This window comes from Streptomyces sp. B1866, from assembly GCF_031932565.1.
Lineage (GTDB): Bacteria > Actinomycetota > Actinomycetes > Streptomycetales > Streptomycetaceae > Streptomyces.
In genome coordinates this window covers 1-15,199 of the sequence record NZ_JAVSCF010000157.1, presented here as the reverse complement: position 1 = coordinate 15,199, position 15,199 = coordinate 1, and the positions used below count along the sequence as shown (strand labels likewise).

At 74.2% G+C, this 15,199-nt stretch carries 15 protein-coding genes; 9 read left to right on the top strand and 6 right to left on the bottom strand.

Annotated features, from left to right (window positions below; all coding sequences use genetic code 11):
* Window positions 1–47: 47 nt before the first annotated feature.
* Window positions 48–866, bottom strand: coding sequence for a methyltransferase domain-containing protein (locus RKE29_RS19840; protein WP_312006807.1), 819 nt, complete (start codon window positions 864–866; stop codon window positions 48–50).
* Window positions 867–954: 88 nt separating this feature from the next.
* Between RKE29_RS19840 and RKE29_RS19835 the strand changes: the two genes are divergently transcribed.
* The 5 genes from RKE29_RS19835 (at window position 955) to RKE29_RS19815 (ending at window position 3,587) form a co-directional block, all read left to right on the top strand.
* Window positions 955–1,683 carry a GntR family transcriptional regulator gene (locus RKE29_RS19835; protein WP_312006806.1) on the top strand — a complete coding sequence of 243 codons (729 nt, stop codon included), beginning with the start codon at window positions 955–957 and terminating at the stop codon, window positions 1,681–1,683.
* Between the two features lie 121 nt (window positions 1,684–1,804).
* The gene (locus tag RKE29_RS19830) at window positions 1,805–1,963 is read left to right on the top strand and encodes a hypothetical protein (RefSeq protein WP_312006805.1); all 159 of its coding nucleotides are present in this window, start codon (window positions 1,805–1,807) and stop codon (window positions 1,961–1,963) included.
* Window positions 1,964–2,143: 180 nt separating this feature from the next.
* Window positions 2,144–2,560, top strand: coding sequence for an ATP-binding protein (locus RKE29_RS19825; RefSeq protein WP_312006803.1), 417 nt, complete (start codon window positions 2,144–2,146; stop codon window positions 2,558–2,560).
* A complete protein-coding gene (locus RKE29_RS19820; RefSeq protein WP_312006801.1) occupies window positions 2,557–3,339 on the top strand; it encodes a hypothetical protein in 783 nt (260 codons plus the stop codon). The genes RKE29_RS19825 and RKE29_RS19820 overlap by 4 nt, the downstream gene beginning before the upstream one ends.
* Before the next feature lie 8 nt (window positions 3,340–3,347).
* Entirely contained in the window at window positions 3,348–3,587 is a 240-nt protein-coding gene (locus RKE29_RS19815) for a hypothetical protein (RefSeq protein ID WP_312006800.1), read from the top strand.
* A 20-nt stretch (window positions 3,588–3,607) separates the two neighbouring features.
* On the opposite strand, the gene hemB is transcribed toward RKE29_RS19815, so the two are convergent.
* The 4 genes from hemB to RKE29_RS19795 all read right to left on the bottom strand — a co-directional run bounded on the left by hemB (window position 3,608) and on the right by RKE29_RS19795 (window position 9,159).
* Window positions 3,608–4,618, bottom strand: coding sequence for a porphobilinogen synthase (gene hemB, locus RKE29_RS19810; protein WP_312006799.1), 1,011 nt, complete (start codon window positions 4,616–4,618; stop codon window positions 3,608–3,610).
* Window positions 4,615–6,273 carry a bifunctional uroporphyrinogen-III C-methyltransferase/uroporphyrinogen-III synthase gene (locus RKE29_RS19805; RefSeq protein ID WP_312006798.1) on the bottom strand — a complete coding sequence of 553 codons (1,659 nt, stop codon included), beginning with the start codon at window positions 6,271–6,273 and terminating at the stop codon, window positions 4,615–4,617. The genes hemB and RKE29_RS19805 overlap by 4 nt, the downstream gene beginning before the upstream one ends.
* A gap of 583 nt (window positions 6,274–6,856) precedes the next feature.
* Window positions 6,857–8,317 (bottom strand): glutamyl-tRNA reductase, encoded by a 1,461-nt coding sequence (locus RKE29_RS19800; protein ID WP_312006797.1) that lies wholly within the window; start codon window positions 8,315–8,317, stop codon window positions 6,857–6,859.
* The gene (locus tag RKE29_RS19795) at window positions 8,314–9,159 is read right to left on the bottom strand and encodes a redox-sensing transcriptional repressor Rex (protein ID WP_312006796.1); all 846 of its coding nucleotides are present in this window, start codon (window positions 9,157–9,159) and stop codon (window positions 8,314–8,316) included. The genes RKE29_RS19800 and RKE29_RS19795 overlap by 4 nt, the downstream gene beginning before the upstream one ends.
* Window positions 9,160–9,406: 247 nt before the next feature.
* On the opposite strand from RKE29_RS19795, the gene RKE29_RS19790 reads away from it, so the two are divergent.
* The 4 genes from RKE29_RS19790 (at window position 9,407) to RKE29_RS19775 (ending at window position 14,098) form a co-directional block, all read left to right on the top strand.
* The gene (locus tag RKE29_RS19790) at window positions 9,407–9,688 is read left to right on the top strand and encodes a glutaredoxin family protein (protein WP_312006795.1); all 282 of its coding nucleotides are present in this window, start codon (window positions 9,407–9,409) and stop codon (window positions 9,686–9,688) included.
* Window positions 9,689–10,028: 340 nt separating this feature from the next.
* On the top strand, window positions 10,029–11,015 hold the full coding sequence (locus RKE29_RS19785) for an HAD-IB family hydrolase (RefSeq protein ID WP_312006794.1): 987 nt from the start codon (window positions 10,029–10,031) through the stop codon (window positions 11,013–11,015).
* A 698-nt stretch (window positions 11,016–11,713) separates the two neighbouring features.
* Window positions 11,714–12,568, top strand: coding sequence for an ECF subfamily RNA polymerase sigma factor, BldN family (locus tag RKE29_RS19780; protein WP_312006793.1), 855 nt, complete (start codon window positions 11,714–11,716; stop codon window positions 12,566–12,568).
* Window positions 12,569–12,784: 216 nt separating this feature from the next.
* Entirely contained in the window at window positions 12,785–14,098 is a 1,314-nt protein-coding gene (locus RKE29_RS19775) for a DUF5667 domain-containing protein (RefSeq protein WP_312006792.1), read from the top strand.
* A gap of 128 nt (window positions 14,099–14,226) precedes the next feature.
* Here the strand turns inward: RKE29_RS19775 and RKE29_RS19770 are convergent.
* Window positions 14,227–15,199 (bottom strand): lysophospholipid acyltransferase family protein (locus RKE29_RS19770; RefSeq protein ID WP_312006791.1); only part of this gene is annotated, 973 nt, incomplete at its 5' end.

Sequence of the window (15,199 nt, the reverse complement as noted above, 5' to 3'; positions counted from 1 at the left end):
GCGGGGGCGGGCGGATCTGGTGGTGACCTGGTGACGGTCCTCAGCCTTCAGGCACGGGCGACGGCAAGCAGGTGGGAACCGGCGGCCAGCAGGTCCGGGTACGGTTCGGCGAGGCGGGCGGCGGCCAGGGCCGCGCCGAACATGGGCGAGTCGACAAGAGATTCGCCGGTGTGCTGCTCGGCGGCCTTCAGCAGGGACCAGGTGGGCCCTTCGACGCCGTACACCGTGACGTCGGCCAGTCCGGCGGTCCGCAGCTCCTCCGCCAGCTCCGGTCCGGTGTGGAAGTAGGCGGCGGTGAAGCCCTTGCGGCCCGGGTCGTGCCGCCCGGTGGCCAGGATGTCCCGCACCGCGTCGTGGACCCGCTCGCGCTCCAGCCACGTGGTGGCGGTGTGCTCGAAGAGCGACGCGTAGCGGTTGATCGCGGCTGCGGCGACGAGCCCTCCCGGCCGCGCGAGCCGCTTCGCTTCACTGAGCGCCTGGAGCCGGTCCGCGCGGTCGAGCAGGTGGTACAGCGGGCCGAGGACGAGCACGGCGTCGTAGACACCGTCGCCTGCGGGGAGGTGCCGGGCGTCCCCGAGTTCGGCGGTCACGCCGGGGATCGCCCTGGCCTGGTCGATGTGCCGGGCGACGGGGTCGATGACGTGCACCGCGTATCCGTCCTCGGCGAGCCAGGCCGCGTGCGCGCCGGGGCCGCCACCGACATCGAGCACGGCGGCCGGGGCGGCGGGCAGGTGTCGGCGCAGGAGCTCTTGCGTACGGACCAACTCCAGCCTGCCGTCAGCGGTGGCCGACAACCGGGTGGCCTCATCGAACGTCTCGCTGTAGTAGTCGATGATCTCGGGATCGACCTGTGGCGGGATGTCCATGGGGCGAATTCTGACCCACGGCCTTGGCGGAAGTAGAGCCCGGTGGCCTAACGTGACCGGTTGACCTGTTATGTCGATCGGAGTGACCATGCCCAAGCTGAAGTACGAGCAGATCGTGGACTCTCTACGCCAGCGCATCACCGATGGGGAATTCCCTCCCGGAAGTACTCTGCCGTCCGGTCGGGACCTCTGTGAACAGTGGGGCGTCTCGCGGGCCACGGTCATCAAGGCCATGGACGTCCTGCGCAACGATGGTGTCGTGGTGGCCCGTCAGGGTTCCGGGTTTTCGGTCACCGAGACTCCGATAGCGCGTCCGGCCGGACGCCGCGGGGCAGGGACCGCCCGGGTGAGCGGCGCGAGGCCCTTCCGGCGGCTTGGTACACCGACCATGGAAGAGCCGCCCGCACACATCGCCGAGGCGCTGAACTTGGAGCCCGGCAGTCACGCTCTGCGCCGTGCAAGGCTGGGGCTATCGGCGGACGGGGCGCCCTTCACGCTGGTGAACGCCTGGTTCCCTGCGAACATCGTCGAGCAGTGCCCACGGCTCGCCCAGACCGGGCCAATCGCCGAGGGAACCACTCACTACGTGACGCGCACCACCGGCAGGGCGCCGGTCCGAGGTACCGACACCACAACGGTACGCCTCGCCCGCCAGGACGAAGCGGAGTTGCTGGGCCTGGAGCTCCCAACGGCCGTAGCAGTGGACCTGCATGTCGCGTACGACCGCAGCGGCCAGGCGTTGGTGTGCGAGGAGGGCGTCACGGCCGAAGGGTTGTGGAAGCGGGTGGAGAACTACCCGATGGGATCGGAAGGTTGACACTCACTTGACTGGACCGGTTTACCGGTCCAATCTATGAGTCATCAGCCTCGGGGCCAACGACAGTTGGACCCGCAAGGCGTTGCTATCCACGCGCTCGCCTACTCCGGAGGTGCAGTCGATGACCGGTCAGGACCCCGCACCGGACCAGCAGGACCCGCAGCCGGACGGCGACGACCGCCCGACCCTGGAAGAACTGCACCGCCGCGCCGAGGAGTTGGCCGAGCGGATCAGGCGCCACACGGCGGGCGACGCGACGGCGGGCGACGCGACCCCGTAAGCCGGCCACCCCGAACCCCCGCCCCCTGCCACGCAAGAGCGGATCATGGCTCCCCCGTCCATGAAGGGCTCCCGGCAGGGGGCGGGCCCCACAGCGACGGACCCCGCCCCAGACGGCGAACGCCCGCCCCCGCGAGTCCGCCGCACAGCCCGGGTACCGATCCCACCCCCGGAGGAGCCCATGACCACCACGCTGGAGGCACACGTCCAGCGCTACGAGCAGTCCCTGGACGCCTGCCCCGAGGCCATCGCGACCGTGCGCCGCATCGTGCGCACGATCCTGTTCCTGTGGGACCGCGCCGACCTCTCGGACGACGTGACGCTGTGCCTGACCGAGCTGCTGACCAACGTCGTCAAGCACGCGACCTGCCCGGCCTGCCTGATCAGCATCCAGGACAAGCCCACCGGGCTGCGCCTCGCCGTCGCCGACACCGAGCCCGCCCCGCCCGTCGTACGGCGGCCCGGCCACCTCTCCGAGACCGGACGCGGCATGGCGCTGATCGAGAAGACGGCCCACCGGTGGGGCGTGGAGTGGACCCTGTCCGGCAAGCGCGTCTGGCTGGAGTTCCGCGCCGTACCCCAGGCGGTGAGCGCGTGAACGCCCGGCTCCCCTGCACCCTGTTCAACGAGATCAGCAGCCGCGCCTGGGTCGAGGTCAGAAACGGCCACCCCGTCTCCTGCCTGCTGATCACCCACCCCCGGCTCCGGCCCCAGGCCCAGCCGCCCGGCCACGTCGAGGACCAGATGCTCCGCCTCGCCGCCGCCCTGGGCCTGGCCGACGACCCGGACGACCCGGTCTACTGCGGCAGGCGCCTCATCCTCACCACCCCCACCCGCGTCCGCCTGCGCCCCGACACCTGCCGCCACCACGCGCTGGAGATCACCGTCCCCCGCCCGTGGACCTCCGCGGCGGCAGCCGGCGGGACGGTCCTGATCATGGTCGGCCTCGACCCCCTGTCCTCCCAGGCCGACCGGATCGAAGCCGCCGTCTACATCTCCGCCGGCCTCATCGAGCGGCGCTTGCTCGTGGGCCACACCAACGCCGCCGTACCCGCCGCGCCCGACACGCCGCACGTCGGCGACCTGCCCGCCTGCCAGGCCGCCACCATCGCCCGCAACGTCCAGCGCCTCACCGCACCGCCCCCGCGCCGCACCCCGGTCGGCCTCCTCGCCACCGCCGTGCACGCCGTCGAGGAGGCATGGCACCGGCACGTCACCCACCGCACCCTGCACCGCCGCCTGGACACCCTCCGCAACACCGTCACCCTCCGAGAGACCGACGAGAAGACGGCCGAGCCGACCCAGGCCGTGGACCAGTCGACCGAGTGGGCCGCCCGACTCCTGCGCCGCCGCCGCATCAGGCCAGGTGACGAGTGACACGGGGCATGAGCGACGACCTCCACGGCCGTCGACCGGTCCGTGACGCCTCCGTCGTGGTGGCCCGCGACGACGACGGCCTGGTGGCCCTGCTGAGCGCCGACTTCCCCCGCCACGGCGGCGACTACCTCTTCCTGCCGAGCCGGAGCCGGAAGCTGCCCGTGTTCGACAGCGGACGGCCGTCGAGCCCCGACGCCATGGACGACGCGGTGTACGAGCGCATCAAGGAGCGGGCCGCGCGCCGTTGATCACCAAACCCGCCGGTGGCCTACCGCCCCGCCCCCAGCCACCGCGCGACCTCCACCGCCCAGTACGTCAGCACCAGCCCCGCGCCCGCGCGCCGCACTGACGTCAGTGTCTCCATGATCGCCCGGTCCCGGTCGATCCAGCCGTTGGCCGCCGCCGCCTCCACCATGGCGTACTCGCCGGAGATCTGGTACGCGGCCACCGGCACGTCGACCGCGTCCGCCACCCGCCGTACCACGTCCAGGTACGGCAGCGCGGGCTTGACCATCACCATGTCGGCGCCCTCGCCGAGGTCCAGGGCCAGCTCGCGCAGGGCCTCGCGCGCGTTGGCGCCGTCCTGCTGGTAGGTCTTGCGGTCGCCCGTCAGCGACGAGCCGACCGCCTCCCGGAACGGGCCGTAGAAGGCCGACGCGTACTTGACGGTGTAGGCCAGGATCGACACGTCCTGGTGACCCGCCGCGTCCAGCGCCGCGCGGACGACGCCGACCTGGCCGTCCATCATGCCGCTCGGGCCGACCACGTGCACGCCCGCGTCCGCCTGCGCACGCGCCATCTCCGCGTACCGCTCCAGGGTCGCGTCGTTGTCGACCCGGCCCCGCTCGTCCAGCACGCCGCAGTGGCCGTGGTCGGTGTGCTCGTCCAGGCACAGGTCGGACATGACCACCAGGTCGTCGCCGACCTCGGCGCGCACGTCCCGGATGGCCACCTGGAGGACGCCGTCCGGGTCGGTGCCCGGCGTGCCGACCGCGTCCTTCTTGGCCTCCTCCGGCACGCCGAAGAGCATGATGCCGCCGACACCCGCCGCGACCGCCTCGGCCGCCGCCTTCCGCAGCGAGTCGCGCGTGTGCTGCACGACGCCCGGCATGGACTCCACCGGCACCGGCTCGCGCACGCCCTCCCGTACGAAGGCGGGCAGGATCAGCTCGGCCGGGTGCAGCCGGGTCTCGGCGACCATCCGGCGCATGGCCGGGGTGGTGCGCAGGCGGCGCGGGCGGACGGCCGGGAAACCGCCATGACGTCCGTGACCGCTCACGACCGGGCCCTCCTGCGCGAACCGGGCCGCCGCTCGCTCGGCCGGGTCACCGGGTCGCCGGCCTCCAGCGCCGCCTGCCGCCGCGCCGCGCCGAAGTCCGCCAGCGCCTGTGCCAGCTTGTGCACCGACGGCTCGGGGGACAGCACGTCCACCCGCAGGCCGTGCTCCTCCGCGGTCTTCGCGGTGGCCGGTCCGATGCAGGCGATCACCGTGACGTTGTGCGGCTTGCCCGCGATGCCGACCAGGTTGCGCACCGTGGAGGACGACGTGAACAGGACCGCGTCGAACCCGCCGCCCTTGATCGCCTCCCGGGTCTCCGCGGGCGGCGGCGAGGCGCGTACGGTCCGGTAGGCCGTCACGTCGTCCACCTCCCAGCCCAGCTCGATCAGCCCGGCCACCAGGGTCTCGGTGGCGATGTCCGCGCGCGGCAGGAACACCCGGTCGATCGGGTCGAACACCGGGTCGTACGGCGGCCAGTCCTCCAGCAGGCCCGCCGCCGACTGCTCGCCGCTGGGCACCAGGTCCGGCTTGACGCCGAACTCGACCAGCGCGCGGGCGGTCTGCTCGCCCACCGCCGCGACCTTGATCCCGGCGAACGCGCGCGCGTCCAGCCCGTACTCCTCGAACTTCTCGCGCACCGCCTTCACCGCGTTGACCGACGTGAAGGCGATCCACTCGTACCGGCCGGTGACCAGGCCCTTGACCGCCCGCTCCATCTGCTGCGGGGTGCGCGGCGGCTCCACGGCGATGGTCGGCACCTCGCTGGGCACCGCGCCGTACGACCTGAGCTGGTCGGACAGCGACGCGGCCTGCTCCTTCGTACGCGGTACGAGCACCTGCCAGCCGAACAGCGGCTTGGACTCGAACCACGCCAGCTGATCGCGCTGCGCCGCCGCGCTGCGCTCGCCGACGACGGCTATCACCGGCTGGCCGCCCTGCGGCGACGGCAGCACCTTGGCGGCCTTGAGCACCTGGGCCACCGTGCCCAGCGTCGCCGTCCAGGTGCGCTGCCGGGTGGTGGTGCCCGCCACGGTGACCGTCAGCGGCGTGTCCGGCTTGCGGCCCGCGGCCACCAGCTCGGCGGCGGCGGAGACGACCGTCTCCAGGGTCGCGGAGACCACGGCGGTCGCGTCCGAGGCGCCCAGCTCGCTCCAGCAGCGGTCGCCGGCCGTACGGGCGTCCACGAACCGGACGTCCGCGCCCTGCGCGTCGCGCAGCGGCACGCCCGCGTACGCGGGCACGCCGACCAGGGACGCCACGCCCGGCACCACCTCGAAGACGACGCCCTCGGCGGCGCAGGCCAGCATCTCCTCGGACGCGTACCCGTCGAGGCCGGGGTCGCCCGCGACCGCGCGGACGACCCGCCTGCCGGTGCGCGCGGCCGCCATGACAAGATTGGCCGCATCCCGCAACACGGGGACGTGACCGTTCGTCAGGGGGTGGCTCTCGGGCTGCGGCGCGCCCTGCGCCTCGGCGGCCACGCCGGGCCTGACGTGCCGACGCACCACGTCGAGCACCTGCGGATCGGCGATCAGCACGTCGGCGGCGCCGAGCGCCTCCACGGCGCGCAGCGTCAGCAGGCCGGGGTCGCCGGGGCCCGCACCGAGGAAGGTGACGTGTCCGCAACCGGGGAGGTTTGGGGTCGTGGGGTTCAACAGGCTCGCTCCCCCGTAGGACCGGCCGGTCCTCCCGCGCGTGCGGCGATGGCGCGGCCCGTCCCGGGAGACCCGGGGGACGGGGCCGCGGCGACGCCGGGCGGCGTGGGAAGGCGGCCGATGGTGGACTTCCGCGCGGGCGGGAGGCCGGTGGCCTCTCGCGGGCGCGCTTGGGTGGCACCCTGGCCGTCGCTCAGCAGGCCGGAGCGCGCCGCGCCGCGGGGCGCGCCGCGACCGGCCTCCAGGGCGGCGGACAGGGAACGCTCGGACGCCTTGGCATCCCGCGCGTGCGGGGCGCCGGGCGCGGCAAGCCGGTCGGCGGGTACGCCGCGGGGTGCGGCGGGACCGGCGGCCGTAGCCCCCTGGCCGGGGGCGGGCGGCATGAGGTGGGGCGGCGGCTCGGGTACGGGCCGCCCGGCGCGCTCCGGCCGCGGGTGGCGGGCGGCGGCGCGGGCACTGAGAGGTTCGGCGGCCTCGGTCCCCGGGCCGGTGGCAGCGCGGCCGACGGCGGTACGCGCGGCAGCACAGGCGGCAGCGGCGCGGTGGACGGCGGCGCGGGCGGCGGTGGCGTGCGGAGTCGCGGTCATGCCTCTCCTCCTCGCTCCGGCCCGCTTGGATCGGCCGTGTCGGCCCTGCTCAGCGCGGCCACGGCCTGCGGGTCCAGGTCGAACAGCTCCCGCAGGGCCTCCGCGTACCCGGCGCCTCCGGGGCGGCCAGCGAGCTGCTTGACCCGCACGGTGGGCGCGTGCAGCAGCTTGTCCACGACGCGCCGCACGGTCTGCGTGATCTCGGCGCGCTGCTTGTCGTCCAGGTCGGGGAGGCGCCCGTTGAGCCGGGCGATCTCGCTCGCGACGACGTCCGCCGCCATCGTACGCAGCGCCACGACGGTCGGAGTGATGCGCGCGGCGCGCTGGGCGGCGCCGAAGGCCCCGACCTCGGCGGAGATGATGGCGCGGACCTGGCCCACGTCGGCGGCCATGGGGGCGGTGGCGGACGCCTCGGCCAGGGACTCGATGTCCACCAGCCGCAGGCCCTCGACGCCGTGCGCGGCGGCATCGATGTCGCGCGGCATGGCCAGGTCGAGCACGGCGAGCGGGGCGGGGCCGGAGGAGCCGCCCGGCGCGCCCTCCGCGTCCGTACGGGCCCGGTCCGCCGGCTCGGCGCGGCGCGCCACCGCCGCCCGCAGGGCGTCCGCCGACAGCACGAGCCCGGTCGCGCCCGTACAGGACACGACGATGTCGGCGTACGGCAGCTCGCCGGGCACGTCCGCCATGGGCACGGCGCGCACCGTACGGGCCGGGGGAACCGTTCCCTCGCCCACGGCCGCGGTCGCGGCGGACGCCTCCGCGGCGGCGGTCAGGGCGGACGCGAGCCGCCGCGCCCGTACGAGCGTGCGATTGGCGATGACCAGTTCGGACACGCCCGCGCGCGCGAGGGTGGTCGCGGCCAGCGACGACATGGACCCGGCGCCGATGACCAGCGCGCGCCGCCCCGCCGCCCACTCCCGCACCGGCACCGGGCCGGCCAGCTGCTCCAGGCCGAAGCTGACGAGCGACTGGCCCGCCCTGTCGATGCCGGTCTCGCTGTGCGCCCGCTTGCCGACCCGCAGCGCCTGCTGGAACAGGTCGTTCAGCAGCCGGCCCGCGGTGTGCAGCTCCTGGCCGAGCGCGAGGGCGTCGCGCACCTGGCCGAGGATCTGGCCCTCGCCGACGACCATCGAGTCCAGGCCGCAGGCCACCGAGAACAGGTGGTGGACGGCCCGGTCCTCGTAGTGCACGTACAGGTACGGGGTCAGCTCCTCCAGGCTCACGCCCGTGTGCTGCGCGAGCAGCGTGGACAGCTCGGCGACCCCGGCGTGGAACTTGTCCACGTCCGCGTACAGCTCGACGCGGTTGCAGGTGGCGAGCACCACGGCCTCGGTGGCGGGCTCGGCGGCCAGCGTGTCCTGGAGCAGCTTGACCTGCTGGTCGGGTACGAGCGCGACGCGCTCCAGCACGCTGACCGGCGCGCTGCGGTGCCCGAGGCCGACGACGAGGAGGCTCATGCCGGCATCACCGCGGGCACGTCCCCGTCAGGTCCCTGCCGACCGCCGTCGGCGCTCGCCGCACCGGCGGTACCGGCGGCGGTGGCGGCGGTGGCGGCCCGGCGGCCGCCCCGGGCGGCGGGCGCCGCCGGCGCGTGGCCGGCGACCGCCTCCGCCGCCTGAGCGTGGGCCGCCGCCTCCTCCCCCGCCTTGCGCTGCTCGTGGAAGGCGAGGATCTGCAACTCGATCGACAGGTCGACCTTGCGCACGTCCACCCCGTCCGGCACGGCCAGGACGGTGGGCGCGAAGTTGAGGATGGAGGTCACGCCCGCGCTGACGAGCCGGTCGCAGACCTGCTGTGCGGCACCGGCCGGGGTGGCGATGACGCCGATCGACACCCCGCTCTCGCCGATGATCTTCTCCAGCTCGTCGGTGTGCCGCACCGCGATGCCCGCGACCGGCTTCCCGGTCAGCTGCGGGTCGGCGTCGATCAGCGCGGCGACGCGGAAGCCGCGGGAGGCGAACCCGCCGTAGTTGGCGAGGGCGGCGCCGAGGTTGCCGATCCCCACGATCACCACGGGCCAGTCCTGGGTCAGGCCCAGCTCGCGCGAGATCTGGTAGACGAGGTACTCGACGTCGTACCCGACGCCGCGGGTGCCGTAGGAGCCGAGGTAGGAGAAGTCCTTGCGCAACTTGGCCGAATTCACTCCGGCCGCCGCCGCCAGCTCCTCGGAGGAGACCGTGGGCACCGAGCGCTCCGAGAGCGCCGTCAGGGCCCGCAGGTACAACGGAAGCCGGGCGACCGTGGCCTCGGGAATCCCTCGGCTCCGGGTCGCCGGTCGGTGCGTTCGGCCAGTTGCCACGTTGCTCCTGCGGGTAGCGCGAGGCTGAGGGCGGTCGCGTCCCTTGAAACCGCCCTGTCACACAGCAGGCTAAGTCTTTGTGAACGCGTGCACAAAGATGGTGTCCGCTTTGTCCAACCAAAGTGACGGGTGTCACGCGGCCTGTCGGCCCCGCCGCGGAACCACCGGCGGCTCCTCCCCGACGCCCCTGGCCACCCTGTTCCCGCGCCCGCCACCGGCGGATACGGGCCAGGGCACAATGGCCAGTATGAGCCCTCTTCCGCGCCTGCGCTCCGCCCGGAAAAGCCCGGCCGAGCGCGTTGTGACGCTGATCGGCAAGCCCGGCTGTCACTTGTGCGACGACGCACAAGCCGTGGTCGAGCAGGTGTGCGGTGAGCTGGGCGCGCGCTGGGAGAAGAAGGACATCACCGAGGACCCGGAGCTGTACCGCGCCTACTGGGAGCAGATCCCGGTGGTCCTCGTGGACGGCGAGCAGCACGACTTCTGGCGGGTGGACCCGGCGCGGCTGCGGAAGGCCCTCGGCGGCTGAGGGCGGGCGGCCGCGGGCCGGGGCGCCGACACGCGCCCGGGCCGGGGCGCCGACACGCGCGTACGTACGCCCGCGAGCGCCGCGCGCGGGCGGCAGCGGGACGCGCGCCGGTCCGCCCGCGGGGCCGCCGCGACCCGCGCGGACCCGCACACCGTCGGCCGGTACGCCGCCGTCCGTACGCTCCCGCACGCCGTAACGGAAGCGCGCGGACAGACGGCCCCGGGGCCCGGTCCGGCGCTCCCGGCCCGCCGGGGCCGGCAACCGGAACGTCGCCGGGGGTGAATCCCCGCGACATCCCGTCGTAACGGCACATCCGGCGCACCTGGCTATCCTCGCTGTCATGTCCCACCCGTCGCCCGGCCGCCACTTCGGCAAGAGCCCCTTCCGGACACCCTTCCGACGGGCCTGGTTCACCCGCCGCAGACCGACGACCGCACGGAGCGTGCTGGCCGGGGAGGCCGCCGCCGAGGCCGCGCGCAAGACGTCGGTCGAGCTGGCCGAACTGGCCGAGCCCGCCGGGGCGGCCGGGGGAGAGCCGGAGTTCCCCGTCGCGGGCGACGACCGCGCCGCCGCCTTCTTCGACCTGGACAACACCGTCATGCAGGGCGCGGCGCTCTTCTACTTCGGCCGCGGCCTGTACAAGCGGCACTTCTTCCGCAAGCGCGAGCTGGTGCGCTTCGCCTGGCAGCAGGCGTGGTTCCGGCTGGCGGGGGTCGAGGACCCGGCGCACATGGAGGACGTGCGCGCCAGCGCCCTGTCCATCGTCAAGGGCCACCGCGTCTCCGAGCTGATGCGGATCGGCGAGGAGATCTACGACGAGTACCTGGCCGAGCGCATCTGGCCCGGCACGCGCGCCCTGGCGCAGGCCCACCTCGACGCCGGGCAGCGGGTGTGGCTGGTGACCGCGGCCCCGGTCGAGTCGGCGACGATCATCGCCCGGCGGCTGGGCCTGACCGGCGCGCTGGGCACGGTCGCCGAGTCCGTGGGCGGCATCTACACCGGCAAGCTGGTCGGCGAGCCGCTGCACGGCCCGGCCAAGGCGGAGGCCGTACGGGCGCTGGCGGCGGCCGAGGACCTGGACCTGTCCCGCTGCGCGGCCTACAGCGACTCCGCCAACGACATCCCGATGCTGTCGCTGGTCGGCCACCCGTACGCGGTGAACCCGGACGCCCGGCTGCGCAAGCACGCGCGGGCGCACGGCTGGCGGCTGCGCGACTACCGTACGGGCCGCAAGGCGGCCAAGGTCGGCATCCCGGCGGCGGCCGGGGTGGGCGCGGTGGCGGGCGGCGCGGTGGCCGCCGTGGCCGTGCACCGCAAGCGCCGCTAGCCGCCCCCTCCGGACGTTCTTCCGCGCACTGCGCTTCCTTACGGCGACCGTCCCAGGACGTCCTCCCCGGACGGCCTCCCCGGACGTACGCCGAGCCCCCGCGCCCCGCACGCGCCCGAGCCGGCCGGGGCGACGCGCCGACGCGCCGATACCCCGGGCACCGAAACGCACCTCCCGCGCATGCCGGCGCGACACCCTCCCCCACCCGTCCCGGCGGGAGCCCCCGGCCGGAGCCCCGGGCCGCGACGGAGCAGCGACGGGGCCGCGCTCCCGGGCCCGCCCCGGGCCGGGCCGCGCGCCCGTCACCCGGTGTGACCGGCGTCCGTACCCCGCGCGGCGGGGGTCCGCGCGCGCCGCCGCGTACCGGTCACGCCCCGGCGCCCCCCGTTCGGACCCGATCAATCCACGTCATCTCTACGGCACGGCTCCGGCCAGCCAAGCGAACACGGACATGCCAAATCCCGCCCTCCGCTTCGCCAAATATCGGCACCGTTCGATCAAAACATGATCAGGATTCGGCACCCAAATGGTCACCATTCAGTAACGGATCAGACGGAAACGATGATTTGAGCAACTGGGTGTAGCGTCACCTACACGAAGCGTTATTCTCCTCAGACGCAAACCGATACCCAGATGTCCCTACGACGGGTGAACGGTCGCGTACTGCACGTGATGGAAGCTCTGCCTCTGGGAGTCCCGTGTATTCACACGTCGGGGTTGACGCCTCGGGCCTGGCTACGCTGCGCGCAGCGGTCTTCGACCGACTGTGCGGCTTCGTCCCCACCGCGTATGCCGTCCCGGCCTTCGCCGCACCCGCACCCGTGCCCGCCCCCGAGCCCCCGTCCCCGTCCGCCTCCGCCCCTGCCCCTGCCCCCGCCGCCGCGCCCGCCGGCCCGGTCAGCCCGGCCGGTCCCTGCTACGCCCTGGCCGACGGCAGTGCGGCCATCGGCAGGCGTTCCCGCGGCGGCAGCGCGCCCACCGCGCGCAGGGCCGGCGCCGACAGCGACAGCCGCCGCATAATGGATCTCGTCGAGCGGGCGCAGTCCGGCGAGGCCGAGGCGTTCGGCAGCCTCTACGACAGTTACGCGGACACCGTCTACCGCTACATCTACTACCGGGTGGGCGGCAAGGCGACCGCCGAGGACCTGACCAGCGAGACGTTCCTGCGCGCGCTGCGCCGCATCGGCACGTTCACCTGGCAGGGCCGCGACTTCGGCGCCTGGCTGGTGACCATCGCGCGCAACCTGGTCGCCGACCACTTCAAGTCCAGCCGCTTCCGGCTGGAGGTCACCACCGGCGAGATGCTGGACGCGAACGAGGTCGAGCGCAGCCCGGAGGACTCCGTCCTCGAATCCCTTTCCAACGCCGCCCTGTTGCAGGCCGTGCGCAAGCTCAACCCGCAGCAGCAGGAGTGCGTGACCCTGCGCTTCCTCCAGGGGCTGTCGGTCGCCGAGACCGCGCGCGTCATGGGCAAGAACGAGGGCGCGATCAAGACCCTTCAGTACCGCGCGGTGCGCACGCTCGCCAGGCTCCTGCCGGACGACGCCCGCTGACCTTCAATAACTCTCGGTAACTTGGCGGCTGCGGACCGGTCCGATCATCGTCAGGGCGTAACCCCGGCCGCGCGTCGCTCGTTGAGCGGGGTGCAGGCTCCCTCCGGTAAACGCCGTGCCCGTCGCCACTCACTCGATCGGGTGGCCGCGTTCGCGGCGTGCAACTTTCCCGGTGCCCTGGGGAGTCGACCGTCATGACGAGAGGAGGTGCCGCCAGTGATCGCGAACGTATCGGCACACCGGCGGGCGCACGCCTTCGCCCAGGCGCTGGAGGCGCTGGAGGCTCTGGGGAGCCGGAGCCGCAGCACCCTGGGCGGTCAGGACCAGGACCTCGACCGGGCTCTCCGACATCTTCCGGATCCGGCGGACCCGCTCGACGAGCTGGACTTCGCCTCCCATCCGGATCTGACCGACGGCTCGGCCGAAGGACGGCCCGCCCCCTCGGCCGAGCAGGCCGAGCGGGACCGGATGCTGGCCCTGACGGGCGGCCTGCGCAGGCTGCCCGCACCGCAGTTGGACCCCGACGTCCGGGCCGCGCAGCGGGCGCGGCTCATGGCCGCCACCCAGGCGGCGAACGCCGAGCGCGCCTCCCGGGTGCCCGAGCCGCGGCCCGAGGCCGGCCCGCGGCGGCGCCTCGGCCGTCTCAAGCCCCGCTCCCGATGGTCCAAGGGCCTGGCCGCGGGCAGCCTGACCGTGGGCGTGGCGGCGGGCGCGTTCGGCGGGGTCGCCGCCGCCAGTTCCGACGCGCTGCCGGGCGACACGCTCTACGGGCTCAAGCGCGGCATGGAGGACCTGAAGCTGGAGATGGCACACGGCGACGCCGCCCGCGGCCGCCTGTACCTGCACCAGGCGGCGACGCGGATGGGCGAGGCGCGCCGCCTGATGGAGCGGGGCCGCTCCGGGGATTTGGACCACGAGTCGCTGCGCGAGATCCGCAAGGCCCTCTCCGGCATGCGCCACGACGCCGCCGAGGGCCACCGCCTGTTGCACGGGGTCTACGAGCGGGACGGCTCCCTGGGCGCGCTGAAGACGCTGTCGTCCTTCTCCACCGACCACCGTGCGGGCTGGACCAGGCTGCGCGACATGCTCCCGGCCCAACTCTTCGACGTCGGCGACCAGGTGAGTTCGGTGCTCGACGCCATAGACCACGAGGTCGGTCCGCTGCGGGCGCTGCTGCCCGGCGAGCACGGCGGCGGGATCCGCCCCGAGCGGATGCGCGAGGAGCACACCGCCCGCGCCGAGCCGGGGCGTACGGCCCGGCCCTCGCCCTCCGCGTCGCCGCAGCGCGACAGCCGCCCGGCGGACTCCGGGAGCGGCCAGCCGCGCCCGTCCGCGTCCAGCGCGGAGAAGCCCCAGGGCCTGCTCGGCGGCGTGCTCGGGCAGCCCGAGGACCCCAGCGCGAGCCCGTCGGTCGGCAAGTCGGACCAGGACGGCAGGACGACCCAGCCGGACATCACCATCCCGCCGCTGCTCCCGGGCCTCCTCCCCGGCCTGGGGCTGAGCGGCGGCGGGGAGGAGAGTCCGAAGTAGGCCGGGCCGGTGCCGTCCGATGCGGGTGGGCCCGCGGAGCAGCGCTCCGCGGGCCCACCCGCGTACCCACGCTGCCGCCCCCGCCCGCGCGCGAAGGCCGCGCAGGCGGGGCAGGTCGCGCGAAGGCGTCAGAAGAACACCGACCGCCGCTCCACCAGCAGCTGGTAGAGCGTGTGCTGGATGGTCTCCCGCACCTGGTCGGTCAGGTTGAAGGTCAGCATCGGGTCGTCCGCGGCCTCCGGCGCGTACCCGTCGGTGGGAATCGACTCGCCGAACTGGATCGTCCACTTCGTCGGCAGCGGCAGCACCCCCAGCGGCCCCAGCCACGGGAAGGTCGGCGTCAGCGGGAAGTACGGGATGTTCAGCAGCCGGGCGAGGGTCTTCACGTTCCCGACCATGGGGTAGATCTCCTCCGCCCCGACGATCGAGCACGGCACGATCGGCACCCCGGCCCGCAGCGCCGTGGCCACGAACCCGCCCCGGCCGAAGCGCTGGAGCTTGTACCGCTGGGCGAACGGCTTGCCGATCCCCTTGAACCCCTCGGGCATGACCCCGACCACCTCGCCCCGCTCCAGCAGGACTTGGGCGTCCTCGGCGCACGCCACCGTGTGCCCCGCCTTGCGCGCCAGCTCGCTCATGAACGGCAGCACGAACACCAGGTCGGCGGCGAGCAGCCGCAGGTGTCGGCCCGCCGGGTGCCGCTCGCGGAGCGCGAGCTGGAGCATCGCCCCGTCGAACGGGATCACCCCGGAGTGGTTGGCGACGACCAGCGCGCCGCCGGTCCCGGGCACGTTCTCCACGCCCTTCACGTCGACGCGGAAGTACTTCTCGAACAGCGGCCGGAACACCGGCCGCAGCACCTGCTCGGTCAGCTCCTCGTCGTACCCGAAGTCGTCGACCTCGTACTCGCCGGTGATCCGGCGGCGCAGGAAGCGCAGGCCCTCGGCCAGCCGCCGCTCCCAGTCGCCGCCCGGCGCCTCCCGCCGCGCCCCGGACCCGTGCGGCCCGTCGGCCCCCGGCCCGTCCTGGGCCCGGCCGCCCGCGGCCCCCGCGCCGTCGTGCCGCCCGTCGCCCGGCCGCTCGTCCCCGGGCTCTCCCCCG